Source organism: Methylobacterium sp. Leaf88, from assembly GCF_001422795.1.
Taxonomy (GTDB): Bacteria; Pseudomonadota; Alphaproteobacteria; order Rhizobiales; family Beijerinckiaceae; genus Methylobacterium.
This window is the reverse complement of record NZ_LMMK01000007.1, coordinates 147026-171102: the sequence shown is the minus strand read 5'-3', so window position 1 is coordinate 171102 and position 24077 is coordinate 147026. Positions and strand designations below refer to the sequence as shown.

General features: G+C 66.4%; 30 protein-coding genes and 1 tRNA gene. 13 read left to right on the top strand and 18 right to left on the bottom strand.

What is annotated here, in order from left to right:
* Positions 1-30: 30 nt before the first annotated feature.
* From ASF20_RS05105 to ASF20_RS05080, 6 genes are all read right to left on the bottom strand, one after another.
* Positions 31-1314 (bottom strand): efflux RND transporter periplasmic adaptor subunit, encoded by a 1284-nt coding sequence (locus ASF20_RS05105; RefSeq protein WP_082501176.1) that lies wholly within the window; start codon positions 1312-1314, stop codon positions 31-33.
* A gap of 600 nt (positions 1315-1914) precedes the next feature.
* Positions 1915-1992, bottom strand: a tRNA-Pro gene (locus ASF20_RS05100).
* A gap of 103 nt (positions 1993-2095) precedes the next feature.
* A complete protein-coding gene (locus ASF20_RS05095) occupies positions 2096-5308 on the bottom strand; it encodes a multidrug efflux RND transporter permease subunit (protein ID WP_056221009.1) in 3213 nt (1070 codons plus the stop codon).
* A 162-nt stretch (positions 5309-5470) separates the two neighbouring features.
* The gene (locus ASF20_RS05090; protein ID WP_056221282.1) at positions 5471-6622 is read right to left on the bottom strand and encodes an efflux RND transporter periplasmic adaptor subunit; all 1152 of its coding nucleotides are present in this window, start codon (positions 6620-6622) and stop codon (positions 5471-5473) included.
* A gap of 86 nt (positions 6623-6708) precedes the next feature.
* Entirely contained in the window at positions 6709-7032 is a 324-nt protein-coding gene (locus ASF20_RS05085) for a rhodanese-like domain-containing protein (RefSeq protein ID WP_056271623.1), read from the bottom strand.
* Positions 7033-7093: 61 nt separating this feature from the next.
* Positions 7094-8398, bottom strand: coding sequence for a glycosyltransferase family 1 protein (locus tag ASF20_RS05080; protein ID WP_056271620.1), 1305 nt, complete (start codon positions 8396-8398; stop codon positions 7094-7096).
* 118 nt (positions 8399-8516) lie between these two features.
* Between ASF20_RS05080 and ASF20_RS05075 the strand changes: the two genes are divergently transcribed.
* Entirely contained in the window at positions 8517-9386 is an 870-nt protein-coding gene (locus ASF20_RS05075) for an MBL fold metallo-hydrolase (RefSeq protein ID WP_056271616.1), read from the top strand.
* A 77-nt stretch (positions 9387-9463) separates the two neighbouring features.
* On the opposite strand, the gene ASF20_RS05070 is transcribed toward ASF20_RS05075, so the two are convergent.
* The gene (locus ASF20_RS05070) at positions 9464-10168 is read right to left on the bottom strand and encodes a glutathione binding-like protein (protein WP_056271612.1); all 705 of its coding nucleotides are present in this window, start codon (positions 10166-10168) and stop codon (positions 9464-9466) included.
* Between the two features lie 184 nt (positions 10169-10352).
* Between ASF20_RS05070 and ASF20_RS05065 the strand changes: the two genes are divergently transcribed.
* A complete protein-coding gene (locus tag ASF20_RS05065; protein WP_056271609.1) occupies positions 10353-10586 on the top strand; it encodes a hypothetical protein in 234 nt (77 codons plus the stop codon).
* Positions 10587-10626: 40 nt separating this feature from the next.
* On the top strand, positions 10627-10818 hold the full coding sequence (locus ASF20_RS05060) for a hypothetical protein (RefSeq protein WP_056220990.1): 192 nt from the start codon (positions 10627-10629) through the stop codon (positions 10816-10818).
* Positions 10819-11109: 291 nt separating this feature from the next.
* On the opposite strand, the gene ASF20_RS05055 is transcribed toward ASF20_RS05060, so the two are convergent.
* The 9 genes from ASF20_RS05055 to ASF20_RS23850 all read right to left on the bottom strand — a co-directional run bounded on the left by ASF20_RS05055 (position 11110) and on the right by ASF20_RS23850 (position 17682).
* Positions 11110-11409 (bottom strand): hypothetical protein, encoded by a 300-nt coding sequence (locus ASF20_RS05055; protein WP_056271606.1) that lies wholly within the window; start codon positions 11407-11409, stop codon positions 11110-11112.
* 145 nt (positions 11410-11554) lie between these two features.
* Entirely contained in the window at positions 11555-11704 is a 150-nt protein-coding gene (locus ASF20_RS23860; RefSeq protein ID WP_156647973.1) for a hypothetical protein, read from the bottom strand.
* A gap of 336 nt (positions 11705-12040) precedes the next feature.
* Positions 12041-13267, bottom strand: a complete 1227-nt coding sequence (locus tag ASF20_RS05050) for a site-specific integrase (protein ID WP_156647972.1) — start codon at positions 13265-13267, stop codon at positions 12041-12043.
* 180 nt (positions 13268-13447) lie between these two features.
* Complete coding sequence (locus tag ASF20_RS23855; protein WP_156647971.1) at positions 13448-14269, bottom strand: hypothetical protein; 822 nt, start codon at positions 14267-14269, stop codon at positions 13448-13450.
* Positions 14266-14571 carry a hypothetical protein gene (locus ASF20_RS05035; RefSeq protein WP_056271595.1) on the bottom strand — a complete coding sequence of 102 codons (306 nt, stop codon included), beginning with the start codon at positions 14569-14571 and terminating at the stop codon, positions 14266-14268. Before ASF20_RS05035 ends, ASF20_RS23855 begins: the two co-directional genes overlap by 4 nt.
* Entirely contained in the window at positions 14568-15041 is a 474-nt protein-coding gene (locus ASF20_RS05030) for a hypothetical protein (protein WP_056271592.1), read from the bottom strand. The genes ASF20_RS05035 and ASF20_RS05030 overlap by 4 nt, the downstream gene beginning before the upstream one ends.
* 4 nt (positions 15042-15045) lie before the next feature.
* Complete coding sequence (locus tag ASF20_RS05025) at positions 15046-16287, bottom strand: hypothetical protein (protein ID WP_156647970.1); 1242 nt, start codon at positions 16285-16287, stop codon at positions 15046-15048.
* 98 nt (positions 16288-16385) lie between these two features.
* On the bottom strand, positions 16386-16589 hold the full coding sequence (locus ASF20_RS05020; RefSeq protein WP_056271587.1) for a hypothetical protein: 204 nt from the start codon (positions 16587-16589) through the stop codon (positions 16386-16388).
* 328 nt (positions 16590-16917) lie between these two features.
* Positions 16918-17682 (bottom strand): helix-turn-helix transcriptional regulator, encoded by a 765-nt coding sequence (locus tag ASF20_RS23850; protein WP_156647968.1) that lies wholly within the window; start codon positions 17680-17682, stop codon positions 16918-16920.
* An 83-nt stretch (positions 17683-17765) separates the two neighbouring features.
* Here ASF20_RS23850 and ASF20_RS23845 point away from each other — a divergent pair, with 83 nt between their 5' ends.
* Entirely contained in the window at positions 17766-18116 is a 351-nt protein-coding gene (locus ASF20_RS23845; protein ID WP_156647967.1) for a hypothetical protein, read from the top strand.
* A 23-nt stretch (positions 18117-18139) separates the two neighbouring features.
* Here the strand turns inward: ASF20_RS23845 and ASF20_RS05015 are convergent, their stop codons facing one another.
* Positions 18140-18394: a hypothetical protein gene (locus tag ASF20_RS05015; protein WP_056271584.1), complete on the bottom strand. Its 255-nt coding sequence runs from the start codon at positions 18392-18394 to the stop codon at positions 18140-18142.
* A 54-nt stretch (positions 18395-18448) separates the two neighbouring features.
* Positions 18449-18691, bottom strand: a complete 243-nt coding sequence (locus ASF20_RS05010) for a hypothetical protein (RefSeq protein WP_156647966.1) — start codon at positions 18689-18691, stop codon at positions 18449-18451.
* Here ASF20_RS05010 and ASF20_RS05005 point away from each other — a divergent pair.
* From ASF20_RS05005 to ASF20_RS04975, 9 genes are all read left to right on the top strand, one after another.
* Positions 18690-18914, top strand: a complete 225-nt coding sequence (locus ASF20_RS05005; protein WP_056271578.1) for a hypothetical protein — start codon at positions 18690-18692, stop codon at positions 18912-18914. The two genes, ASF20_RS05010 and ASF20_RS05005, sit on opposite strands and share 2 nt — an antisense overlap.
* A gap of 186 nt (positions 18915-19100) precedes the next feature.
* On the top strand, positions 19101-19463 hold the full coding sequence (locus tag ASF20_RS23840) for a hypothetical protein (protein WP_156647965.1): 363 nt from the start codon (positions 19101-19103) through the stop codon (positions 19461-19463).
* 115 nt (positions 19464-19578) lie between these two features.
* Complete coding sequence (locus ASF20_RS05000; protein ID WP_056271575.1) at positions 19579-19869, top strand: hypothetical protein; 291 nt, start codon at positions 19579-19581, stop codon at positions 19867-19869.
* Positions 19862-20146 (top strand): hypothetical protein, encoded by a 285-nt coding sequence (locus ASF20_RS04995; RefSeq protein ID WP_056271573.1) that lies wholly within the window; start codon positions 19862-19864, stop codon positions 20144-20146. The genes ASF20_RS05000 and ASF20_RS04995 overlap by 8 nt, the downstream gene beginning before the upstream one ends.
* Before the next feature lie 84 nt (positions 20147-20230).
* The gene (locus ASF20_RS04990) at positions 20231-20494 is read left to right on the top strand and encodes a hypothetical protein (protein ID WP_056271570.1); all 264 of its coding nucleotides are present in this window, start codon (positions 20231-20233) and stop codon (positions 20492-20494) included.
* Positions 20491-21102 (top strand): helix-turn-helix domain-containing protein, encoded by a 612-nt coding sequence (locus ASF20_RS04985; RefSeq protein ID WP_056271568.1) that lies wholly within the window; start codon positions 20491-20493, stop codon positions 21100-21102. The genes ASF20_RS04990 and ASF20_RS04985 overlap by 4 nt, the downstream gene beginning before the upstream one ends.
* Positions 21102-21692 carry an HNH endonuclease gene (locus tag ASF20_RS23100; RefSeq protein ID WP_082501174.1) on the top strand — a complete coding sequence of 197 codons (591 nt, stop codon included), beginning with the start codon at positions 21102-21104 and terminating at the stop codon, positions 21690-21692. Before ASF20_RS04985 ends, ASF20_RS23100 begins: the two co-directional genes overlap by 1 nt.
* Positions 21689-23164 carry a DEAD/DEAH box helicase gene (locus ASF20_RS04980; protein WP_082501173.1) on the top strand — a complete coding sequence of 492 codons (1476 nt, stop codon included), beginning with the start codon at positions 21689-21691 and terminating at the stop codon, positions 23162-23164. Before ASF20_RS23100 ends, ASF20_RS04980 begins: the two co-directional genes overlap by 4 nt.
* Positions 23145-24071: a toprim domain-containing protein gene (locus ASF20_RS04975; RefSeq protein ID WP_056271562.1), complete on the top strand. Its 927-nt coding sequence runs from the start codon at positions 23145-23147 to the stop codon at positions 24069-24071. The genes ASF20_RS04980 and ASF20_RS04975 overlap by 20 nt, the downstream gene beginning before the upstream one ends.
* Positions 24072-24077: the final 6 nt, after the last annotated feature.

Here is a 24077-nt window from a genome sequence, read left to right as displayed (position 1 = left end):
GGACGAGGAAGGGGCCCCAGGCCCGACGGGTCAGGAGGCCTTGTCACCGCTCGTCGCCCGATCCATGAACACGGCGCCGCGCGTGACGATCGCCTCCCCCGCCGCGACCCCGGCGGTGACCTGCACCATCCCGCGGGCGGTCAGGCCCAGGGTGACGTCGCGGGCCTCGATGGCCCCGTCGGGCCGCGCGATCCAGACATGCGCCCGCGCGCCCTCGTACACGATGGCGGCGGCGGGCACGGCGGGCGCCGTCTGCCCCGGCCCGGTGAAGATCGTGAAGGTGGCGAACATCTCGGGCTTCAGGACCTGGTCCGGGTTCTCCACCTCGCTGCGCACCGCCAGGCGCCGCGTCGCCGGGTCGAGGCTGGCGGACATGTAGTCGACCCGCGCCTTGAAGACGCGGTCGCCGAAGCCCGCCACCGTCGCCTCCACCTCCTGGCCGATCCGGATGCGCGGGATCTCGCTCTCGCGCACGTTGGCCACCAGCCAGACGGTGGAGAGGTCGCCGATGACGAAGACCGGGTCGCTGGCGGTGGAGAGGTACTGGCCGAGGCCGACCTTGCGCTGGACGATGGTCCCGGCGATGGGCGCCCGGATCTGTGTCTCAGGGCTGAGGGTGCCCTTCTTCTCGAAGGCCGCGATTTCCGCGTCGGTCTTTCCGAGGAGGCGCAGGCGGTTCTTCACCGCTTCGAGCCCGGCCTCGGCGGTCTTCATGTCGCTCTGCGCCCCGATGACGTCGTTCTGGGCCGACTGATAATCCTTCAGCGCCACCGCCTTGGCCTGGAACAGCTCCTGCTGGCGCGCCGCGATGGTCTGGTCGAGCTTCAGCAGCGCGGTCGCCTTGGCGAGGGTGTTGAGAGCGGCCTGGTAGTCGTTCTGGGCCTGGACCATGTCCGTGGCCTCGAGGGTGAGGAGCACGTCGCCGGCCTTCACCGCATCGCCGGCGCGGACCAGCACCTTGGTCACCCGGCCGGCATAGGGCGAGGTCACCGGCACGTTGTCGTCTTCGTTCAGGGCGATGCGGCCCTCGGCCGTCCCTTCCGGCCGAAAGCCGACCGTCGCGATGGGGGCGATGTTCAGGGCGGCGCGCTGGGCCGGGCTCGGCCGGAAGAGCCGGGCCGGCCCGCCCTCGCGGGGCTCGCCGCCCGCGGCGGTCTCGGCCTCACTCGTTCCGAAGCGCTCGCGAATCGCCGTGCTCAGCCCCGTAAAGACGCTCATGACCGGGGCCGGCCAGAGGGTAACGGCCACCACCACGCAGATCAGCAACCCGAGGGGCGCGAGAAGGGTCGCGATCGTGCGCTTTGTCCCAGTCATGTGCCGCAAAAGTGCTTTCAGGTTGGTGGCCGGTGGTCAGGTCGGAGGCGTGTGCGTGGCTCGGACGACCTGATCGGGCGATCCGGATGCTGGAGATCGGGGTCAAATGTGGCGGGGAATACGTATCTCACCAAAGCAACGACCTCCCCATCCGAAGGTCGGACAGGTCGAGGGCGACCGCTGCGACTGTTTTAGCCAAGTCGCGTCGTGTTTGTGTGACGCCATTCGTGGCAAATTTCCGATTGGAGTCCCGCCTGCGCACCGACGACCGGCCCGTCGTTCTCCCCGGGGCCGGGGACGGCCACGGACGGGCGGTGACGCCCGCGGGCGGTGCGCCGGGAGGAGTGAGAAAGCCAAGCTTGCGCACGAGTCAATCCGCCGGTCGCGCCTCGCGACGGGCGGCGGCGGCCGTCCTCTCGCGAGACGCGGGGCGGCTGACGATTTCGTGTTTGCGGGGGGCTGCCGAGACCGGGAGTGCGCAGGGCACGTCGCGCGATCACCGCGCGGGCCGCGCGCCGAGGCCGGTATCCGGGCGCTCACGGGGCCGGTCATCGATGGTCAGGATTCTGGACATCTCATTGTGGGGGCAATGAGCTCGAATGGTCGGAGCGAGAGGATTCGAACCTCCGACCCCTAGTCCCCCAGACTAGTGCGCTAACCGGGCTGCGCTACGCTCCGACGCCCCTCGCGGGGTGAGGGGTCTTTAGCTTTCCGGTTTGCGAGGCGCAACCCCAAAACACGAAGCCCGGATGCGAGGTTCGCATCCGGGCTCGGGTCGGTCTCAGGCGTGGGAGGGCGCCGGGTGCGGATCGTGCTTGTCCGGCGTGGTGTTGTGCGGGTCCTTGCCGCGCTTCTTGGCGAGCCAGATCAGGAAGTTCCGGATCACCACGTAGAAGACCGGGGTCAGGAAGAGGCCGAACACCGTGGCGCCGATCATGCCGAAGCAGACGGCGGTGCCGAGCGCCTGGCGCATCTCGGCACCGGGGCCGGTGGCGATCACCAGCGGCACCGTGCCGAGGATGAAGGCGAAGGCCGTCATCAGGATCGGGCGCAGGCGCAAGCGGCAGGCCTCGACGGCGGCGGCCACGGGGCCCTTCCGCTCGGTCTCCTCCAACTGGTGCGCGAACTCCACGATCAGGATGGCGTTCTTGGCCGCCAGACCGATCAGCACGATCAGGCCGATCTGAGTCAGGATGTTGTTGTCCTGGCCCCGCAGCTGCACCCCGAACAGGGCCGCGAGCACGCCGGTGGGCACCACGAGCAGGATCGCCAGCGGCAAGGCCCAGGATTCGTACTGCGCGGCGAGCACGAGGAAGACGAGGAGCACGCCCAGCGCGAACACGTAGATCGCCGTGTTGCCCGCGGCCTTCTGCTGGTAGGCGATCTCGGTCCAGTCGTAGGCGTATCCGTCCGGCAGGTTGTCCTTGGCGATGGCCTCCATGGCGTCGAGGGCCTGGCCGGTGGAGATGCCGGGCTTGGCCGTGCCCTGGACCGGCACCGAGTAGTAGAGGTTGAAGCGCTGGACGATCTGCGGGCCGGTGATCTCGCGGATCGTGGCCAGCGTCCCCATCGGCACCAGGGCGCCGGTGGAGGAGCGGACCTTCAACTGCTCGATGTCCTGCTTCGAGACGCGGAACGGGGCGTCGCCCTGCACGCGGACCTGATAGATGCGGCCCAGGGTGTTGAAGTCGTTGACGTAGGCGCCACCGAGCGCCGTCTGCACCGTCGAGAACACGTTGCCGAGCGGCACGTTGAGCATGCGCGCCACCGTGCGGTCGATGTCCAGATAGAGCTGCGGCGTGTCGTTGCCGAAGGTGGTGAACACCCGCTGCACGTCGTTGCTCTGGTTCGCCTTGCCCAGCACCTCGCCGACCGCGCCGAGGAGCGGGCCGATGGCCGAACTCTGCCGGCTCTCGATCTGCATCTTGAAGCCGCCACCCTGGCCGAGGCCGCGCACCGGCGGCGGTGGGATGACGATGACGCGGGCTTCCTGGATGTCGGCGGTCGCTTTGATCACCTCGTTGGTGATCACCGCCGCGCTCCGCCCCTGGCCCGCCCGCTCCTTGGCGCCCGCCAGGGTGATGAACATCACGCCCGAATTGGTGGTGTTGGTGAAGGTCGCGCCGTCGAAGCCTGCGATGATGACGGTGTTGGTCACGCCCTCGATCTTGCGGGCCGCCGCCGCCGCCCGGTTCACCACCTCGGTGGTGCGGTCGAGGGAGGCGCCCGAGGGCAGCTGCACCACGCCGATGAGGTAGCCCTGGTCCTGGTCCGGGATGAAGCCGGTGGGGGTCGTCTGGACCAGGTGGAGGGTGGCGGCGATGACGGCCGCGTAGACGAGCAGCATCGCGATCAGCCCGACCGCGTAGTTCGTCAGGCCGTAGATGATCCGCCCATAGGTGTTCGAGAGCCAGTCGAAGCCCTTGTTGAACATGTCCGCCAGCCAGGCGACGAAGCGGAAGAGAAAGAACTTCGGCTTAGCGTGCGCGTGGTGAGGCTTCAGGAGCAGCTTGCAGAGCGCCGGCGACAGCGTCAGCGAGTTGAACATCGAGATGATGGTCGAGGCCGCGATGGTCAGCGCGAACTGCTTGTAGAACTGGCCGGTGATGCCGGGAATGAAGGCGGTCGGAATGAACACCGCCGAGAGCACCAGGGCGATGGCGATGACGGCGCCGCCGACCTCGTCCATGGTCTTGTGCGCAGCGTCGCCCGGCGACAGGCCCTCGGCCATGTTGCGCTCGACGTTCTCCACCACCACGATGGCGTCGTCGACCACGATGCCGATGGCGAGCACGAGCCCGAACAGGGTGAGGTTGTTCAGGGAGAACCCGAAGGCCGACATGGCCGCGAAGGTGCCGACCAGCGAGACCGGGATCGCGATCACCGGGATGAGCGCGGTGCGCCAGCTCTGGAGGAAGACCAGCACCACGATGACGACGAGGCCGACGGCTTCGAAGAGCGTCTTGTAGACCTCGTGGATCGACTCCTCGATGAACTCCGTCGGGTTGTAGGCGATGCGGTACTCGATGTCCGGCGGGAAGTTCTTCTTGAGGTTGTCCATCACCTTGCGCACCGACGCGGCGGCGTCGAGGGCGTTGGTGCCCGGGCGCTGGAAGGCGCCAATGCCGATGGCGGGCGTGTCGTTCAGGAACGAGTTGGTGGTGTAGTCCTTCTGGCCCATCTCGACGCGGGCGATGTCCTTCACCCGGACGAGGCGGCCGTCGGAGGCCTTGACGATGACGTCGGCGAATTCCTCGGGGCTCTGGAAGCGCCCCTGCGACTGCACGATGAGCTGGAAGGCCTGGCCCGTCGCGGCCGGCGGCGAGTTCAGGGCGCCGGCGGCCACCTGCACGTTCTGCTCGGACAGGGCCGTGATGACGTCGGAGGTGGTCAGGCCGTAGGCCGCGAGCTTGTTCGGATCGAGCCAGACGCGCTCGGCGTACTCGTTGCCGCCGAAGATGGTGATGTCGCCGACGCCGTCGAGGCGCAGCAGCTCGTCGCGGATGTTCAGGTAGATGTAGTTGGCGAGGTAGTTCTGGTCGTAGGTTTTCTTCGGCGACAGCAGGTGCACCACCAGCATCAGGTCCGGCGAGGCCTTGCGGACGGTGACGCCGAGGTTGCGCACGTCCGGCGGCAGGCGCGGCTGGGCGACCGAGAGGCGGTTCTGGACGAGAACGTTCGCGATATCGAGGTTGGTGCCGACCTTGAAGGTGACCGTCAGCAGCATGTTGCCGTCGTTGGTCGACAACGACGTCATGTAGAGCATGTTGTCGACGCCGTTGACCTCCTGCTCGATCGGGGTCGCGATCGTCGCCGCCACCGTCTCGGCGTTGGCGCCGGGGAAGCTCGCACGCACGGTCACGGTCGGCGGCACGATCTCGGGGTACTGCGCCACCGGCAGCGACAGGTAGGCGACGTAGCCGAGGATCAGGAAGACGATCGACGTGACCGACGCGAAGATCGGCCGATCGACGAAGAAGTGGGCAAAACGCATCGCTTGAACCTCTCGCCGCATGCGGCCCGCACGCGCGGGTTCGAGTCGGCACCGTTTCTTCGTCCGCGGTCTGGTGGCCGCTCCCCGGCCGTGACCGGTCGGGGATGATCCTCGTAGGGGCTGCGCCTGCCTCGGGGCTCACCCGTCAGGTCATGCTGGGCGTCAGGTCTTGCTGGGCGGCAGGGTAGAGGATTCGGCCGCCACCTTGGCGCCCGGACGGACGCGTGTGACGCCGTTGACGACGACGTTCTCGTCGCCCTTCAGCCCCTCGCGGATCACCCGGTAGCCGTCGACCTTGGGACCGAGCTTGACCTCGCGCAGGGACACCGTGCCGTCGTCGGCGACGATGTAGACGATGCGCTTGTCCTGGTTGGCCGAGACCGCCTCGTCGGGCAGCAGGATGCCCTGATAGGGCTTGGTGGCGGGCAGCGAGACGACGCCGAACAGGCCGGGCTTGATGAACCCGTCGGGGTTCTCCACGGTGGCGCGCAGCAGCACCGTGCCGGTGGCGTTGTCGACCCGGTTGTCCACGAAGTCGAGGGTGCCCTTGCGGGTCGGCTTCGCCTCGCCGGTAAGCGCGATCAGGATCGGGACGCCCTTGCCCTTCTGGGTCTCGCCCATGCCGATTCCGAGGCTGCCCTGGTACTTCAGGAACGAGCGCTCATCGACGGTGAAGCCGAAATAGATCGGGTCGAGGGAGACGATCGTCGTCAACAGGGTCTGGTCGGTGATGACGATGTTGCCCTCGGTGACCAGGCGCCGGCTGATGCGGCCCGAGATCGGGGCCTTCACCTCGGTGAAGTCGTAGTTCAGCTGCGCCTGGCGCAGCTGCGCGTCAGCGCTGTCGACATCGGCCTGCGCGGTCTGGGAGGCCTGCCGGCGCTGGTCGGTGACCTGCTCGGAGATGTTGCCGGACTTGCTCAGCGTCTGGGCGCGGTCGAGGTCGGTCTGCGAGAAGTTCAGCCGGGCCTTGGCCGAGACCAGGGCCGCCTGGGCCTGGTCGAGGGCCGCCTTGTAGGGTCGCCGGTCGATGACGAAGAGCAGGTCGCCCTTCTTCACCGTGGCGCCGTCGGTGAAGTTCAGCTTCTCGAGGTAGCCGGTGACGCGGGCCCGGACGTCGACGATGTCGACGGGGTCGAAGCGGCCCGTATAGGTGTCGGTCTCGACGATCTCGCGGACCACCGGCTTGGCCGTGGTGACCTTCGGCGGCGGTCCGCCCGGGGCCTGGGCCTGGGCGGGGGATACGAGGACCGGCGCGACGAGCGCCGAAGCGACCAGTCCGACGATCGGAAGAAAACTGAAGATCGAGCGCATGCGCATATGGTTATTCCCTACGATGCGCCAGCTAGAGGTCCGCCGCGACCTATGTCGTGCGCTGCCACACATGCTCCGCGCATGCCTCAGACCTCGACCGGTTCGCCGGAGCCTGCCCAATCCTTGAATCCGCCCCGGTAATGCGCCTCGATCGGCAAGCCGGCGTTCTGGGCGGCTGCCAGCGCTTGAACCGAGCGTACGCCCGACATGCACGAGAAGACCGGTGTCCGGGCGTCCTCGGCAATCAGCGCCGCGAGGGTCCCCGGGTCGAAGGTCGAGAGCGGATGGGTAATTGCGCCGGGGATGTGTCCTTGTTCGAATTCATGCGGCTCGCGCACATCGATCACCAGCATGGACTGGTCGGCGAGGCCGGCCTTGATCGCATCCCGGTCCAGGTCGACAACCTTCATCCGTCTGTCCTCTCTCGCACCGTCCCGTGCACGGTCGGTCACTGACGGATGTTCTTAGGCGTCAGTCGTCAGGACGGCAAATGGTGCGTGCCAGAACCGCCTCGACGGTCTCGAAATGCGCGGTCCAGCTCGGCGGGTTGGTGTCGGCCGTCCGGCATGCGAGCGCTTCGCGAAGCGTGGAGCCCGGCACCGAGAGGTCTTCCACCGCCTGGCGCCAGCCGAGCCCGTCGAGGGGATCGAGGAACCACGCGAATCCGGCACCGATCTCCCTGTGGACGGCAAGGTCCGAGGCGACGACCGGCAGGCCCGAGGCCGCGGCCTCGACCACGGGCAGGCCGTACCCTTCCGCGAACGAGGGCATCAGCAGGGCGGTAGCTGATCGCAGCAGCGCCGCGAGGCCGTGGCTCGACAGGCCGCTGACTTCGGTCACGTGCGTGCGGATGGCGGGGCACCGCTCCAGCATGTCGATGATGTTCTCCGCCTCCCAGCCCCGTCGGCCGACCAGGACGAGGCGGGGCGTTTCGGGCCCGTGCCGCTCGGCGAGGTCGCGCCAGAGATGCAGCAGCGCCAGGTGGTTCTTGCGCGGCTCGATGGTGCCGCAGGCGACGAAGGTCGGCCGCGCGGGCGTGAAGGACGGTCCCTCCCCCACCGGCCGGAACACCGGCTCGACCCCGAGGAGTGCCGCCGTCACGGGCGGCGTCGGCCGCCCCAGCGCCGCGCAGTATACGGCGAAGCGCTCGCCGACGTCGCGGGAATTGACCAGCACGTGCGCGGCGTGGCGGGCGACGGTCTCCATCCGGACCCGGTGCCGCTCCGCCTCCCCGGGCCGCCCGTATTCCGGATAGTCGATGGGGATGAGGTCGTGGACGAAGAAGATGGGCCGGACGTCGCGCCGGTCGTAGAGCCAGTCGAATCGGCCGGGCTTGTCGAGGCGCAGGTGCGAGCTATGCAGGTAGACGGTCCCGGCCGGCAGGATCTCGGGGCCACGCGCGCGAAGGGTCGTGGCCGCCGTCCGGGCCTGGATCCGCCGCCTGTCCCCGGTGCCGCCGCGCGCGGGCGCGGGGGTCGGCGGACCGGCCTCGCCCGGCGATCCGAGGGTCGAGACCAGCCGGCGGTAGACCGGATCCTGCGTCGCGTCGCGGTCCTCGACCCAGGCCGCCGCCACGGCCTCGACGATGCCGAGCGCCTCCGCCCGGGCCAGCACGCGCGGGCCGAACGCCGTCGACACCAGGCCGAAGCGGTCTCCGGCCTGGGCCAGGACGTGCCGGGCATAGGCGAGGTCGACCCGGTCGATCCCGCTCGGGCTCGGATGCCGCAGGCGGGTGATGAGACGGGTCAGGTCGAAGGCGAGGCTCGGGACGGGCATGATCCTCCGGTGGCGTTCAGGTGCGGTGCCGTATGGCCGGTCTCCGCCTCGCGCCTATATGCGCACGCCTCAGCCCGAGGCTACCCGCGGCCGACGCCGCCAACGAGAGCAACGCTTCGTGTCTCCCGGATACCTGCCCTTCGCCGGCGCCCTCGACCTTCCCGCCTACACCTGTGACAATTGCGGGTTCTGGCAGCGCCATTTCGATCGCCCGCCGACCTGTCCGATGTGCCTCGACGCCCGCCACGTGGTACCGCAGAAGGGTTGGCAGTTCTGGACCGAGCGGGAAGCGCAGGACCGGTTTCCCTGCCATTGGGAGGAATTGGAGCCCGGCGTGTGGCGGTTCTGGAACGATCCCGTCTCGGGCATCGGGCCCAGCGCCTATCTCGTCCAGACTCCGGCCGGAAACATGGGATTCGAGGCCTGCCCGGTCTTCAGCGAGGCCGCTCTCCAGCACATCGCGCGCCTCGGAGGGATGCAGGTGCTGTCCTCCTCGCACCCGCATGCCTACGGCGCGCTGGTGCAGCTTCAGGACCGCTTCGATCCGGAACTCTGCTTAGCTGCGGCGGACTTCGTCTGGAGCGCGGCGCTGCAGGTGTCCTGGCCCTACGACGATTTCCTCGAGCCCCTCCCCGGCCTCGAACTCCATCGCACGGCCGGCCACTTCGACGGCCACGCGGTGTTGTTCGATCGCAGGCGAAAGATCCTGTTCTGCGGCGACGCCCTGAAGTTCGAGCTCGACCCGCAGGACTTCCGGCGGGCGCTGACCATCTCGGCCCACAAGGCCTTCGTGCGCGGGGTGCCCCTGACCACGAACGAATTGCGGCGCTACCGCGACGTCTTCGCCCAGCTCGACTTCACCCAGACCTGGACGCCCTTCGAGCCAGCCGCCAATTGCGGCCGGGCCGAAGTGCTGGCGCTGATCGACGGCATGCTGGCGACCCGCCCGCACGCCGCCCCGGTGCCGCTCGACACCCTGAGGCGCTGAGGACCCGGGCAGGCCCGATCCGATCGATCCCGCCGGGAGAGCGGATCGGAGCGCGCCAGGGCGCCCCCCGGTCCGGGTCAGCCGCGCGTCGCGGCGGTCTGGCCGAACATCACCTTCTTGGCCTCCTCGCTCAGGGTCTTCCCGAAATCCGGGTTGATCTCCGGAGCGCGGGCATAGGCGGCCTTCGTCCCCGGGCGCTCGGCGATCGCCCGGAACCAGCGCTGGAGGTTCGGGAAATCTTCCAGGCGCTGGCCCTGCTTCTCGTAGGGCACGATCCAGGGATAGCAGGCCATGTCGGCGATCGAGTAGTCCGCGCCGGCGACGAAGGGGCGGTCGGCGAGGCGACGGTCGAGGACGCCGTAGAGGCGGTTGGTCTCCTTGACGTAGCGGTCGATGGCGTAGGGCACCTTTTCCGGCGCGTACTGGGTGAAGTGATGATTCTGGCCGAGCATGGGCCCGAGGCCGCCCATCTGCCAGAACAGCCATTGCAGCACCTCGGCGCGGCCGGGCACGTCCCCGGCGATGAAGCGCCCGGTCTTCTCGGCGAGGTAGAGCAGGATCGCGCCGGATTCGAACAGTGAGACGGGGGCGCCTCCGCCTGCCGGCGCGTGGTCGACGAGCGCCGGCATGCGGTTGTTCGGGGCGATGGCCAGGAAATCCGGCTTGAACTGGTCACCCTTGCCGATGTTCACCGGCTTGAGGGTGTAGTCGAGCCCCGCCTCTTCGAGGAACATCGTGACCTTGTGGCCGTTCGGGGTCGGCCAATAGTACAGATCGATCATCGCGGTCTCCGTGCTGCGCGCCGGGGCTCGGTCCGGTCGCGTCGGGCCCGAGGTGGGCCTCGGAGGAACGGGGGTCAAGCCGGGACGGAGGAGGGCCGCGGTCGGTCGTTCAAATGCGCCGTAGTTTCACAACGGGGAATTCAGGGGACCGTGGTTGCATCGCGGGAAATGAGGGAGCGACGGCATGGTCAGCGCAATTTCGGCGAGCAGCGGCGGGCTTCTGGCGGCGACTCAGCGCTACGCCACGGCCGCCGAGGGGATCGCGACGCTCGGCACCAGCCTGCCGAGCGCGACCCAGGTCGATCTCTCGACCACCGCCGTCCAGCTCATGCAGGAGAAGGCCAATATCGGGATGAACACCGCCATCCTGAAATCCACGCTCGATTCCGAGCGCCGGGTCCTCGACATCCTCGCCTGAGCCGCGGCCCCCCTCGCACGTTTTCGGAGGATCGACGCCCATGACGATCACCGTTCCCCTCATGCAGGTCGGGATCATCCGCGCCACCGAGATCGTGCATGGCGCCCGGAACGATGCGGCGCGACGCCACGAGGCCGAGCCGCGCACCGTTTCCGTCGAGGTGGATCGGGCACGGGATGCCGAGGGGGACGTGGTGGGCCGCCAACGCCGCATCGTCGACGTGCGGGTGTAGATCGACCCCGTCCACGAGAGACGCCAGGGCTCGCAGGCACACCTTCGCCCGCGGGGCGGACGCCCTCCCGCGCAACGTGACGGACCGCTCGTTTTCCGTGAGTGACGCGATCGGGACGGGCCGTCTTGATCGTGGGACGCCGGCGTCCCGATCGCCATCCTGGTGCTCCGGATCCAGTCCCGCTTCTGGGGGTGAGCGCCCGGTCAGCGCGACCGTCGTTGCTGGGGGTGGCGCAGATCGTTGTTCGACGCTTCCCCAGGGGCGAGGGCTGCGCCCCGGGTGCGGCTTGCCTCAGGCGGCCTTGGCGTTGCGCGCCGGCCGCTCGGCATCCGCGCCGGTCTCGCGACCCTTGGCGGCGATGTCGCGCAGCATCTTGACCATGGCGTCCGTCCGGTCGTCCATGGCTTCGTCGAAGGCCACATCCGTGCTCCCATCGTCGCCCCGGCGCAGCAGGATCACGGCACCGGCGGCGGCGGCGCAGAGGCTCGCGGTCAGCGGCGCACCCAACAAAGCGGTCAGGATGCCGTACGGCAGCAGCAGCGCCGTCGAGAGCATGCCTCCGCCCATGGCGGCCAGTAGAATCAAGACCATCGATCGACCCTCGTTCGACCTTCAATACCATGGTTCGACTGCGAGGATCGCGTCGGTTGCCGTCATCGTGACCGCCACGTTAACGATCGGCGTCGAATGCGAACTGTTCCCGACGTCTCGTCGGCGGTCCTGCCGATGAGGCTTCTCAGGACCAGACGCGCAGGATGATCAGCAACCCGACCGGGACGACGAACATCAGGGCGATCGCCCACTGGATCTCGTTCCGCGCGCGTTTCACCTCGCCCTCGAAGGCGTCGATGCGCGCCTCCAGGGCGCGGTATCTCGCGTCGCTCATGCCCGGCTCCGTCGATTCGGTTCGCATGGGCGATGTGGAAGCGCGCGACCGTCGCTGTCCAGCAATGGGGGGGAGCCGGCGAGGGCGGACGGGCAGGTCCCCCGCACGCGGTGCGGGACTCTTCCCGGTCCCTGGGGGGCCCGATCAGGGCGTCGGGCGGTATTCGTTGCCCTGATCCCCGCCTCGCCCGGTTGCCATTTGCCCCTCGAAACCGTACGTCCCGTCTACGCGCAAGCGTGTCGGGGTGTAGCGCAGTCTGGTAGCGCATCTGGTTTGGGACAAGCGGGCCAAAGCCGCATTAGATCCCCTCCCCTCACCTGCAAGTCCATAAGATCATTACTGTTTCTTCGGGCTGGCTGTCAGCCGTTTTGCGACCTCAGACTCGATTTCGGGACTTATTTCGGGACTCGGCGTAATGGATCGGGTTTTCCGGGACTCCGCGGCTTCCATCGCGGACCGCACGTCGTGGTCGTTGACGTGCGCGTACTTCGCCGTGGTGGTGATGTCCTCGTGCCTGAGGAGGACCTGCACTGTCTTGAGGTTGCCGCCAGCCCGTAGGATTCGCGTCGCCGCGGTGTGCCGGTTGTCGTGGTAGCGGAAGTTCGTGACCCCGGAAGCCTCCCGGGACCGGCGCCACTGCGTCTTCAGCCCCTCGTAGGTGATCGGTAGCCTGTCCCCGGCTTTGCGGTCTCCCCTCGCCTTCCGGCAGACGTAGGTGAAGACCGGGCCGGATCGTGTTGCGCCCTCGCCGTCGATGCCTGGCAACGGGAACAGCAACTCACGAACACCGGCCGACAACGGGATCTGCACCGTCTTGTCGCCCTTGCCTCGGATGGTGATCTGCCGCCCTCCCCAGTCGATGTCGGACCAGCGTAGCCCCACGCATTCGGCGAGGCGGCAGCCCGTCATCAGGGCGAAGTCGACGACCACCTGGTAGTCCGGTGGGAGCGCTGCAAAGAGACTGGCCTCTTCGTCATCCGTGAGTTCGCGTGTCCGCTCCTTCGGCTCGTCGAGCCGGTGGGTGCCCCAGGCGATCTTGGCCACGGGTTCATCCCAGGCGTCCCGGGCGCGGTTCAGCAACATGCGCAGCGGTTCGAGAACGGTCCTGTTCACCGTGGAGTTGGTGACGAGCTTCGGTGGCGGTGTGTCCGGGCGAGGCTTCCCGCTGCGCTTCGCGGTTTCGCCTCGGCGCCGCGCCACCAGGGAGGCGACCGTCGAATTCGTTATGGATCGGATCGGGGTGTCGGGACCGGCGGCAGTGACGAGCCAGGCGAGCGAACTTTCGAATGTGGCCCGGGCGTTTCCGCGGAAGAACTTACCTCGCTCCTCCCAGTATCGGTCCGCAGCTATGTCCATCGTGAGTGGAGCCGCTTCGTCTTGCGTCGGTGCAGCGGCGATCTGCGCCTTCGCGATCAGCCGTTGCTTTTGCTCTTCGCGGTCCGCTTCTCGCTTAAGGCGGCAGCCCGTCGAGCCATGAAACCGACGACCTTCAAGCCAGAAGTCGTAGAGGTAGAAAGGAGAGGTGTGCGCGCCCGCTTTGTTTTTCGGTCGATAGGTGGACACGACTCGCTCCTCCGCAGCCCGTCGATGAAGGCCTGGATGTCGTCAGGGTGGAACATGCGCCGCTTCCGCTTCAAGCCATGCCCGAATGCGATGTGCTTCACGGCGCCGGTCGCCATGTAGCCCCGAAGCGTTTTCGGGCTCATCGGGATGCGGGCAGCGGCCTCGTGAAGCGTGAGGAGGTCAGCCACCGCGACCTCCGTTCACATGCCCCTCCCCCGATCGGTCGCGGAAGGCGGTCGGACCACGATCGGTACTGCTGGCATCACCGGGTCGACCACCAGGATTGGCACACCACATCGGATTCTCGCCGGGCTGCCCGAAGAGGTCCGGGAGGAGCCCGTAGAGTAGCGGGGTGAGCTCGTTCAGCCGTCGGTTCGATGCTTCGGCAGCCATCCCCCGGATCTGGTCATGCTCGTCCGAATCGTCCGGGAAGGGTCGGTCCTCGGGCTGGCCACCCACGACGCAGGCGTCGCCGTGGATGAACTCCTGCAGCACCATATCCAGCACGACGAGGCCGATCTGATCGCGGGCGGCGGGAGCGAGCCTCGACCATGCCAATCTGAGTTCGGCAGGGCCGGGAATTCCGCTGGAGCATCCCAGTGGGTGTGGTGTCGAAACCTCATGCGGAATCAGGCAGATATGTGCCTGATTTCGCTCAGTTTCCGCCCTGCTGGGTGTGCTCAAAGGCCATTCCGACTCGCAAGCCGCCAATGCCCGGACGATTTGGGCGAAGCCATCCTCCGCGCCCTGCTTGCACCAGCGCCTATGATGCTCAGCGAGGGCCCGGAGACCGCCGAGCGTCGTTGGCATGATCCCCATCAGATCCTGCCGTGCTGCGGCCGCATGATCGCAAGCCGCATTACAGCGGCGGACGGAGGCATCGTCGTTTTCATCGAGTGAGATGCAAGCTGCGCTGTGAGCCTGCTCGGCCGCCTCGACGAGTTCGAGCGCTGCCAGGATCGGGTCCGGCGGCTCAAACCTAAGATCGATAGACCTCTTCATCGCGTACCGCCGCTGAGTTCGAGCCGATCGCGGTAGCGCACGACAAGTAGCAGATAGAGAGCGACGACCTCTTCCCGTTTGATGCCTTGCTTGAGCAGTTTCCAGACAGTTATGGGGTGGAAGTCGAACCCCTCCTCGCGCTCATCGTCAAAGGCATCGCGATAGAGGTTGCTGACCCTTTCGCGGATTGGTGGTTCGCTTAGGAGCCGGTCGAGCAGGGTGACATCCCATCTACGTCCGACGGCGTCGGTGTAAGCAGCCGCGAGGAAGCGATCCGCGGTGATGTCGCGTGAGGGTTTCATGCGGCATCCCCTGTTGGGTCGGTGGAGCTTCCTGCGAACAGCGCCGGCTGCTTCTCCTGGGCCCGTGCCCATACTTCCGTGCAGGCCTCGTGACCCAGGAGTTCGTAGGCGGCCTGGACGAAGGCATGCCGCTTGGCGTCGACCTTCGATGAGACCTGCGCCTGACTGGCGCCGAGCGCTGCCGCCCGCTCGGCGCGCCGGAGCGCACCGATCCGTTCCTGCAGCAGGGGACGGCTCCTCCGCTTACGCTTGAGCGCGATCTCCGCCCGGGTTCGCCAGGACGGATCGTCGGTCTCCCGGCCGAAGGCGACTTGGCCCTCGATCGCGAGGATGGCCTCGTCGATCTCGGCAAGGATCGCCTGGCCCTCGGCGCTGCTCTGGATGGCATCGAGTTGGATCTCGCTGCCGTCCCGGCGGAGGATGGTGGAGACGCAGCGGGCGAGCGCGGCGGTGCCAGTCAGATGTGACATCGGTTCAGCCCCAGGCCTGGGCGATGTCTGCCAGCAGGGCCGGGTTCTGAATGCGCCCTTCGCACGCGATCTCCTGCTGGATGCGCAGAGCCAGTTGGTTGTCGCGCTCCTGGTCGTTGATCGCGGGACGGTTGCCGATCTCGGTCGCGATCCGATCCATGAGGAAGGCGGCGCGGCTGTCTTCGTATTCCGCTCGGCTGCCGAAGTGCGATCGAACGACGAAGCCTTGGGCTGAGCGGCTAGCCACAGCCAGGGGCTCGCACATCGCCGCGCCCCACAGCGCGCGAGCGGCGCCGAGTTTGTCGTAGAGACCGCTGAGTTCGTGGATGCCGAGCGCCGACAGGCCGAGCGCATCGGCATCAGCCTTGGCAAGGGCAAAGACCGGCCCGGCTTTCGTGCTCTTGATCCCTTCGTCCAGCATCGGGCTTTGCGCGATGAGGCGCGAGATCACCTTCTCGTCGCCGTCCGAGATCTGGCACTCCATCGCGTCGGAGTACTCGACGGCGAAACGCGCCAGTTCGCGGCAGGCGCCGGTCGTGAGTGGCACCGTCTCGAGGATCGTTCCCTTGAGGTAATCGTCCAAGGCACGGCCCGCCGCGCTCCATTCGGGGCGCGGGTCGATCGTCGTTGGGTCCTGCTCGTAAATGTGGTGGGCGTCGAGGTAGGCCCGTAGCAGGCGGCGGCCTTCCTCGATGACAGGGTATGCTGGATCATAGATGCCCAGCCCGCGGATGGGCTGCTTGTCACCGAGCGCCTCGATATCGCGTACGACGCTGAGCCAAGCGGCCTCTGCCATCGAGGGCGGCTCACCTGCCAGACTGCGCGCGTCGCGGCCTTCGTATCGATAGATGGCCGTCTTCATCCGCATATCTTCGAAGCACCGAGCCTCGAACGCGCAGATCAGGCCGTGGAGCTCGTACGAGCGGTTGCCCTTCAGGGAGAGCTCGGCGTCGCTCATCGGCCGGGTGTTCATTTCCGCGTCGAGGGTGATCCATTCGCTGACCAGGGCGAACAGCTCAGGCGTCGGCGAGTTCGCGTGCCACTCGCCGGGCATGGCAGGCGGCAGGTCCGGCTGCCCTGCTCCGATTTCGAGGATCTGCGTGCCGTTGCCTGCCGAGCCGTCCCGTGACGGGTCCTGCAGCAGGCCGGTGATTGCCGTCTCCAGCGTAGGCTCACCCGAAAATCGAACGTCGACCTCATGGCGTGCGGACATGAGGGTGCTATCAAGGCAATTGCCCTGTTCCATGGTTTCATCTCCTGGGTTTGGGGAAGGCCCTCGCTGGTGTTGCTGCACTGGCGGGGGCCGTTTGTGTCGGGTGGCGCGCCGCGCTCACCCGAAACCTCTCAGATCTCGTGTTCGCCCTCGGTCTCGGCCTCGACGTCGCTGTGCAGGCACAGCGTCAAGACGCGTGAGGCGGTCAGGCGCGTCTCCGCAGCCAGGGTGATGGTGCCGGTCTCCACGTCGTGCGTATTCGATGTGTAGAGGCCGCTGCGGACCATCAGGAACAGGATGGTGTGGATCTCGCCGCCGCATTCCTCCTCGGCCAAGCCGAGCCAGTCCTGTAGGTGTCGGAACAACGCGAAGGGGCTGATCGGCCCGGCGAGATGAGCTGTGTGTCGGACGGCTTCAGCCAGTAGCGCAGAGCGCCACTCGGGCTGGCAGATCTCCTTTGCCCTCCTCGTAGCCGGGGGTTCGGAAGCCATCGATCAGCCCTCCATCTGGAAGGCGAGATGGCCGGCGAACCAAATGACTGAAAGACCAAGGATGGGGGCGAAGGGGAGGAGGTTGAGCAGCACGGAAGGGCTCCACCGCTGGGGCGATAGAGCAGATCATCATTCGGAAGTTTCCGAATGTCAACGAAATTTCGGAAATCGGTCAGAACATTCTTCGTATGCGCGATTCGGCGTAGGCGAAAATCGCCACCGCAACCGGTTTGTATTCATCTGGTTCGTAGCCTGCAAACTCCTTGAAGGTTGCAGCATCCCTTAATGGATTCTCTGGAGTGCTTACGGGAGCTCTCCATGTAATTTGTTCCTTGCGATCAGAAGTATCCGAGGAAAAGTCTATGTACTGCGGCGTAGGTCGAATTCTCCAAGCCGCTCTTTCTCGTAGGCCATTTCGAAATCTATCAATAATAAGCAAATCGCCATCGCGGATTAGCTCGGGCCAGAAATCCATTAGCACGCATCGTAAGATGAAGCCGCTCGGCGCAAATCTGTTTATACTATTTCCACGGATATACAGGTCGACCTGACCTTCTGATGGAAATCTAGTATCTGGCGGCAAGGTAGGCATGTCGGAGGCCTGGGATCGATGGCTGTATATGAAATCTTTGTCCAGCCAAACTCCGGGAGAGACCTCTCCAACAATGTAAACAGGCGGTCTGTCAAAATCTACAATATTATCTACAATGCTAATTTCATGCTGAGAGCCATCTAGATACTGCCAATCGCAATCTAGAGCCCGGGCTAATTTCTCAATACTGTCAGCGCGAACTGTTTTTTTTCGTTCATTCAGGATGTCATATATGAAATCCTTAGCTAGCCCTCCCCGTCGAGCTGCCTCGGCGGGAGACATGTCGAGCTGAGATAGCCGGGTGCTAACTCGCTGCTTCAAGAGGCTGAGGTTCCGCTTTGTCATTCGGTCTTATCCGAAAATGCGCTCAAGAGCGCCACTCGGACGTTTCCGTTGACTATTCGGAAACGTCCGACTATCGTCGGGCTATGGATAGCTTCTTGCGCGAAAATTTGGTGACCTGCCTCGCTGTATACATCTCAGCAGTCGGCGGGCGTGAGTCGACGATCGGGCAGAGGGCGGCCGGGGACTGGCGTTTTTTTCGGCGCTTAGCAGATCCTTCGGTAACTTTCACCATACGCAAGTACGAAGAAGTCATGTTGTGGTTCAGGGCAAATTGGCCGGCAGATGCTGCCTGGCCTGAAAACGTTCCAGACCCAAAATCTGTGGATCAATACAGTCTATTTCAATTAACAGCGGAGCAAGGCAATGCTCATGTCGCTGAAATCGATCCGTACCGCGGCGTCAATACCATAAATCCAAGGAGCGTTCAGGCATGAACGCTACCATTCTCGCGTTCAGGCTATCCCGGAACGATCCGCCACGCCTTCGTCTGTTCGGCCAGGGCAGCGAAAGATCGGTTCAACTCGCTCATGCCCATCGGGACGATCTCCAGCGTCGTCACGTTCTCGGCGTCGATCGTCACCGTGATGTTCACGATGCAGTCGCCTCGGGTGCAGTCGAACTGAATGTCGTAGATCGCCGTCGGAGCACACAGCGTCCGTTCAATCGAGTCCAACTCGATCTCGAACATCTCCTCATCCGTGTCGTCGGCCATGGTCGTCTCCTGGTCGGGATGTCCAAATCCTCGGGTCAGCATGGCCGAGACCCTTCAGCGTTCCAGGCGCATCAGCGCGTTGGCGATGGCGCCCAGCAGCGCGGCCGCCTGTCCACTCCGCGGCGTGCAGGCCTGCTCGTAAAGGCGGTTCGCCAGCCGCTCCTGCGCAGCCCGTCGATCCTGCGCCGGCAGCACCGCGATCAAGTCAACGCAGAGCACGGCCAGGGCATCGCCCAACGTGGGCAGTGCCGGCGGCTCGCTGCGTCCACCCCCACCGGCCGGAGGTAAGCCCGCCATGCTGCTCAAGGACTGGATGCGCACGGCCGAGATCGACGATGCCGTGTTGGCCGAGCGCATCGGCGACATCTCCATCTTCGGGGTCCGCAAGCTCAGGTTCCGCCAGAGGGGGCCTTCGATCAGGGTTGCCGCCCGCATCGAAGAGATCTCCGGCGGCATGGTCCGCGCCGCCGACTTGGAGCCGATCAAGCCGGCTCGCGCCTTCGCGGAGGCGGCTTCGTGACCGCCTCCCATCTCTGTTTCCAGGGTTCGGCCCTGCCGCACGCGCTCGCCCGCCAGAGCACCGCGCACGTCAGGTCCGACCTTGTCCGTTCCACCGTTCAGGGACTCCAAACTCAACCTCCTCGTCACGCCCATCACTGTGGCGAAGGAGCGTTGGGAGATGTCCCAAAAGTCTTGGGAGGGGTCGTTGACCGCCCTGGTTCTTGAAGCGGCCGAGGGGTTGCGGGAACTGGCCCGGCCGTTCGCGGCGGACGACCGGGTGAAGACCCAGATCGGGCGAGCCGCGCGACGGGCGGGCCTATCCTACTGGCGTGCCTTCGACCTCTGGTACCGCAAGGCCCGGCGTGTCGAGGCCGTCGAGATCGACGCTATCCGAGCGGCACGCGCAGCACGCAGCCGGGAGAGATCAGATGAATTGGCGTGCCTCGCGGCAGATTTCGAAGCGCTTGCGGAACGCGTGTCCCGTCTGGCTGCGCGACCCGGTGGGCCGGACGCTGATGCGCTTCGGGCTCTCGCTTACCGCTCTCGGCGTCTGGCTCAGGGAGAGTGACGAGTGATCCCGCTCACCCACGCGCAGCCGCCTCCGTGAGCCGGCTTTAGCGCTCCACCGCCACCCCTGTCTTCCCGCCCGAACACGGCGCTCCCGAACCCCGGAGCTTTGGCCGATGCCCCTTGCTGTCTCCAATTCCTCGACGTCCCCGCCCATCGTCGAGCGGGTGAAGGCGTACCGGTCCTGCCTGTTCGACCGGTGGGTGGAAGCCAAGCGCTTCGCTCAGACCAGCGACGACCTCGCCGACCATCAGGCCGCGGCGGACGCCTACACGGCCTTCATGCGGGCGCACCTGGCCTCGGACGAGCGCACCCACCTCGATCTCGAGGACGAGATCGCCCGGCTGAGTGGGGAGGTCACCCAGTTGCGAGCGCGGCTGCGGGGAAGCCGTGAGCACCATGGCTGAGCCGTTCGTCTATGACGTGCCGCCGACCGCCTCGATCGACCGCCTGATCCGGTGGCACGAGAAGCGGGCCGCTCAGGATGGCCGCCTCGCGCTCAGCCTTGAGGCGGAAGACCTGCCCATCGCCGCGGAGACGAACCGGCAGCGCGCGGCTGCGCATCGCGAGACGGCGGCGTGCCTCGAGGCTTTCCGCGAGCGGTGCTGCGAAACCCCGGCCGAGTTCCGGGGCCACCTGAAGCCTGAGGTGCGCCTCCGCGTGCAGATCCGCGCCCCTCCCTGATCCAAGCCGCCCGCGCGGCACCTGACGACCTAACAGCCTGAAACCTTTCACCGACCGCAGCCCGGTTTTCGGAACGGAAGCGTCATGTCTGATCTCAAGCCACGGCTGTCTGCGGACAGAAGCCTCTATGACGCGGCCGACGCGGCCCTGCGGAACCTCTGTCTGGACTTGATCCAGCGGGCTCAGGTGTCCGGCGACAACCGGATGGTCGTCGACTTCGGCGAGCGGTTGCTGCGCTACGGCTGCACCTCCATCGCCAAGGCATCGAGCCTGCCGAAGGCTGCAGAGCACGCCTACCGTGCCGCCGATGATCTCGTCGCCGCTTCCTTGAAGGGAGCCGGCCGATGAGCGTGATCGCAGCCAAATGGGTGAAGCGTCAGCAGGTGCGGACCACCTGCCGGGTCGTCCTTACTGCCCTCGCAGACCGCGCCGACAAGCAGGGGCAGTGCTGGCCCTCGCAGGCCACCATCGCGGCCGACACCGGGCTCGCTGTCCGAACGGTTCGGTTGGTGCTCGCCGAACTCACCGCCGCCCAGGTGATCCAGCGCATGCCCCGTGGCAACCGGCTCGGGGGCCGGGCGGCGGACCTGATCACCCTCAACCTCGGCCATGATTTCGACCTCCTGGCGATTGTCGACGCCGCCTCCGAGGAACCACCCTTTGCGGCAGAGGATGCCGCCAAGGGTGGGGAGGGTTACCGGCAGATTAAGGACGGGTTAGCGGCATATGAAGGACGGGTAAGCGGCACGACGTGCCGGGGAAAGAACCTAACAGGAACTCAAAGGAACCTATTACCTAGCCGCGAAGAGACGTTTCAGGAAAAGGCTCTGTACGGGGGAGCCCCCGGGGCTGCACCCCCCGATCCGTTCGGTGACGACGCCTTCGGGCCCGTCCTCCAACACGGCGAGGACCACGACGACTGGGACCAACTCGACGTCGTCGAGGAGGACGCCTGATGAGCCGGGTCCTCCGCCCCCATCAGGTCCGGATCGTCGAGCGGCTGCGAGAATCCCTCGCAGCGGGCCATTCCGAAGTGGTTGTTGATGGACAGCGCTTCCGCGCCATCCTCGGCTTTCCCCGCTACATGGTCGGCGACGCTGGCGAAGTGTTCTCCGCAATCCGCGCTTGCCGGATGTTGCGGCACACCGTCAGTCCGCAAGGCTACCCCTATGTGTCGCTGATGGACGCCGATGGGCGTCCACGGAAGATGCTAATCCATCGGCTGGTAGCAATCGCGTTTATCGCAAACCCACGACGGCTGCCCATCGTCAATCATCGCAACGGCGTCAAGACGGACCCATGCGTCGAGAACTTGGAGTGGACCACTTACTCTGAGAACAATGATCACGCTCGCGCAACGAACCTCTCTTCTGCCGTCGGCGAGACGCATTACGCCGCAAAGCTCAGCGATGCCGCGGTAGCAGAAATCCGAAGGCTCGGCGGAACAGGTCTTTTTCACCGAGAGATTGCCGTTCGGTTCGGCGTGCGGCGACAGCACATCACGAAGATCGTCAACGGCCAAGTCCGTGTCGGAGGTGTTCGATGAGAACGCTCAGGCCGCACCAGCACGAGATGATCAATCGACTTCGCAGTTCGCTTTCTGCGGGACATGGGCGCCCGATGATTCAAGCTCCGACTGGTGCAGGCAAGACCGTCGTCGCGGCGGCGATCGTCCAGGGCGCCCTGTCGAAGGGCAAGCGGGTGCTGTTCGTGGTTCCGGCCCTGTCGCTCATCGACCAGACCGTGCGCTCGTTCTGGGCCGAGGGCATCCGCGACGTCGGGGTGATCCAGGGCAATCACCCGATGACGGACCCGACGCGGCCGATCCAGATCGCATCGATCCAGACCCTGCAGCGGCGAGCGATCCCGCGGTTCGACATCGTGGTGATCGACGAAGCTCACCGCTGGTTCGAGATGCTGGGCGTCTGGATGCAGGCCGAGGACTGGGCCTCGGTGCCGTTCGTAGGGCTGTCGGCAACGCCGTGGACCAAGGGCCTCGGCAAGTTCTACGACGACCTCGTGCAGGTCACGACCACGGCCGAACTGATCGAGGCCGGCTACCTGTCGCCGTTCCGGGTCTACGCGCCGTCGCACCCCGATCTGTCCGGGGTCCGCACGGTCGCCGGCGACTACCACGAGGGCGATCTCGGCAAGGCCATGAACAAGCCTGCCCTGGTCGCGGACATCGTCCAGACATGGCTGCAGCGGAGCGAGAACCGCCCGACGTTCATCTTCGGCGTCGACCGGGCCCATGCGAAGAACCTGCAGGCCCAGTTCGAGGCGGCAGGGGTCCCAACCGGCTACATCGACGCCTACACCAAGTCCGCCGAACGCGAGGCGCTGTTCCGGCGCTTCACCGCGGGCGAGCTTCGCGCCATCGCGAGTGTCGGGTGCCTGACAACGGGCGTGGATCTCGACGTCCGCTGCATCGTCCTCGCCCGGCCGACGAAATCCGAGATGCTGTTCGTCCAGATCATCGGGCGCGGCCTGCGGACCGCCGAGGGCAAGTCGGACTGCCTGATCCTCGACCACTCCGACACCCACCTTCGGCTCGGCTTGGTCACGGACATTCACCACGATGCCCTCGACGATGGTCGCCAGCGCCAGAAGCGTGAGGCCAAGGTCCGGCCCGAGGCCCTGCCGACGAAGTGCCCCTCATGCGCCTTCCTGAAGCCGCCCAAGGTCCCGAAGTGCCCCGCCTGCGGCTTCAAGCCGGAGAAGCAGAGCGAGGTCCAGTGCGACGACGGCGAGCTTGTCGAGATGACGCCCAAGCGGGCGCAGGCCAGCACGATCGAGAAAGAATCGCTCTTCGGCCAGCTCAAGCACTTCGCTCGGCGCCGCAACTATTCCGAGGGTTGGGCCGCCCACAAGTTCCGTGAGCTGACCGGCGTCTGGCCTGATCGCTACCACAACGCGCCGCTGGTCGAGCCGACGCCCTTCATCCTGTCGTGGATCAAATCCCGCCAGATCGCCTACATCAAAGCGAAGGGCAGCACGCATGCGCACGCCGCTCAGTGATCGGGCCAGGGGGCGCTGGGCCGGTCTCCTGCCGCTCGTCGGGGTGGACGCCCGCTACCTGTCGGGCAAACAGGGCCCGTGCCCCATCTGCGGTGGCAAGACCCGGTTCCGGTTCGACGACCGCGAGGGTCGTGGGACGTGGATTTGCAATCACTGCGGTGCCGGCGACGGGGCCGACCTCGCGATGAAGGCGACGGGCTGCGGGTTCCGCGATCTCGCCCAGCGGGTCGACTTACTACTGGGCAGCGTGCCCGAGCAGAGAGGCCGACGCCGCTCGTCGCCTGACGCTTGTCGTGCATCGCTCCGCCGTCTCTGGCGCGAATCCAAGGTTGTCGTGCCCGGCGATCCGGTGGCCCTCTACCTAGTGACCCGCGTCGGCCTCAACGAAGCACCGCGATGCCTCCGGACGGTGGAACGGCTGCGCTATCAGGATGACCAGCCCTCCTGGCACCCGGCGATGATCGCCATGGTCTCTGGACCCGACGGCAAGCCTGCCACGCTACACCGAACATACCTGACCCCGGACGGCCATAAGGCACCGGTCGAGGTCCCGCGTCGCCTGATGCCGGGCACCATCCCCGAAGGAGCAGCGATCAGGCTGTTCGAGGAGGGACCCGTCCTCGGCATTGCGGAGGGCATCGAGACCGCCTTCGCAGCCGCCTCTCTGTTCGGGGTCCCAACCTGGGCTGCCGTCAGCAGCAGCATGATGGCGAAGTGGATGCCCCCCGTTACGGCTCGGGAGATCCTCATCTTCGGGGATCGCGATCCGAAATTCGGCGGCCAGGCAGCCGCCTACGCCCTAGCGCACCGTCTGGCGCAGCGGGGCCTGAAGGTCCGGGTCGAGATCCCTGCCGGATCCGGCGCCGACTGGAACGACGTCCTGCTCGAAGCGGGCCGCGCCGCCTGAGCTTCA

What these genes read in the sequence shown, in the direction of transcription:
- ASF20_RS05085 (WP_056271623.1), bottom strand. Translation starts at nt 7,032, where the DNA reads ATGAAGGTTGTCGACCTGGACCGGGATGCGATCAAGGCCGGCCTCGCC.
- ASF20_RS05095 (WP_056221009.1), bottom strand. Translation starts at nt 5,308, where the DNA reads ATGCGTTTTGCCCACTTCTTCGTCGATCGGCCGATCTTCGCGTCGGTC.
- ASF20_RS05010 (WP_156647966.1), bottom strand. Translation starts at nt 18,691, where the DNA reads ATGGCGGGCTTACCTCCGGCCGGTGGGGGTGGACGCAGCGAGCCGCCG.
- ASF20_RS05005 (WP_056271578.1), top strand. Translation starts at nt 18,690, where the DNA reads ATGCTGCTCAAGGACTGGATGCGCACGGCCGAGATCGACGATGCCGTG.
- ASF20_RS05105 (WP_082501176.1), bottom strand. Translation starts at nt 1,314, where the DNA reads ATGACTGGGACAAAGCGCACGATCGCGACCCTTCTCGCGCCCCTCGGG.
- ASF20_RS05015 (WP_056271584.1), bottom strand. Translation starts at nt 18,394, where the DNA reads ATGGCCGACGACACGGATGAGGAGATGTTCGAGATCGAGTTGGACTCG.
- ASF20_RS23100 (WP_082501174.1), top strand. Translation starts at nt 21,102, where the DNA reads ATGAGCCGGGTCCTCCGCCCCCATCAGGTCCGGATCGTCGAGCGGCTG.
- ASF20_RS05065 (WP_056271609.1), top strand. Translation starts at nt 10,353, where the DNA reads ATGGTCAGCGCAATTTCGGCGAGCAGCGGCGGGCTTCTGGCGGCGACT.
- ASF20_RS05030 (WP_056271592.1), bottom strand. Translation starts at nt 15,041, where the DNA reads ATGTCACATCTGACTGGCACCGCCGCGCTCGCCCGCTGCGTCTCCACC.
- ASF20_RS04980 (WP_082501173.1), top strand. Translation starts at nt 21,689, where the DNA reads ATGAGAACGCTCAGGCCGCACCAGCACGAGATGATCAATCGACTTCGC.
- ASF20_RS04990 (WP_056271570.1), top strand. Translation starts at nt 20,231, where the DNA reads ATGTCTGATCTCAAGCCACGGCTGTCTGCGGACAGAAGCCTCTATGAC.
- ASF20_RS23855 (WP_156647971.1), bottom strand. Translation starts at nt 14,269, where the DNA reads ATGAAGAGGTCTATCGATCTTAGGTTTGAGCCGCCGGACCCGATCCTG.
- ASF20_RS05000 (WP_056271575.1), top strand. Translation starts at nt 19,579, where the DNA reads ATGCCCCTTGCTGTCTCCAATTCCTCGACGTCCCCGCCCATCGTCGAG.
- ASF20_RS23845 (WP_156647967.1), top strand. Translation starts at nt 17,766, where the DNA reads ATGGATAGCTTCTTGCGCGAAAATTTGGTGACCTGCCTCGCTGTATAC.
- ASF20_RS23850 (WP_156647968.1), bottom strand. Translation starts at nt 17,682, where the DNA reads ATGACAAAGCGGAACCTCAGCCTCTTGAAGCAGCGAGTTAGCACCCGG.
- ASF20_RS04995 (WP_056271573.1), top strand. Translation starts at nt 19,862, where the DNA reads ATGGCTGAGCCGTTCGTCTATGACGTGCCGCCGACCGCCTCGATCGAC.
- ASF20_RS05060 (WP_056220990.1), top strand. Translation starts at nt 10,627, where the DNA reads ATGACGATCACCGTTCCCCTCATGCAGGTCGGGATCATCCGCGCCACC.
- ASF20_RS05035 (WP_056271595.1), bottom strand. Translation starts at nt 14,571, where the DNA reads ATGAAACCCTCACGCGACATCACCGCGGATCGCTTCCTCGCGGCTGCT.
- ASF20_RS05025 (WP_156647970.1), bottom strand. Translation starts at nt 16,287, where the DNA reads ATGGAACAGGGCAATTGCCTTGATAGCACCCTCATGTCCGCACGCCAT.
- ASF20_RS04985 (WP_056271568.1), top strand. Translation starts at nt 20,491, where the DNA reads ATGAGCGTGATCGCAGCCAAATGGGTGAAGCGTCAGCAGGTGCGGACC.
- ASF20_RS05080 (WP_056271620.1), bottom strand. Translation starts at nt 8,398, where the DNA reads ATGCCCGTCCCGAGCCTCGCCTTCGACCTGACCCGTCTCATCACCCGC.
- ASF20_RS05055 (WP_056271606.1), bottom strand. Translation starts at nt 11,409, where the DNA reads ATGGTCTTGATTCTACTGGCCGCCATGGGCGGAGGCATGCTCTCGACG.
- ASF20_RS05070 (WP_056271612.1), bottom strand. Translation starts at nt 10,168, where the DNA reads ATGATCGATCTGTACTATTGGCCGACCCCGAACGGCCACAAGGTCACG.
- ASF20_RS04975 (WP_056271562.1), top strand. Translation starts at nt 23,145, where the DNA reads ATGCGCACGCCGCTCAGTGATCGGGCCAGGGGGCGCTGGGCCGGTCTC.
- ASF20_RS23860 (WP_156647973.1), bottom strand. Translation starts at nt 11,704, where the DNA reads ATGAGCGACGCGAGATACCGCGCCCTGGAGGCGCGCATCGACGCCTTC.
- ASF20_RS05090 (WP_056221282.1), bottom strand. Translation starts at nt 6,622, where the DNA reads ATGCGCTCGATCTTCAGTTTTCTTCCGATCGTCGGACTGGTCGCTTCG.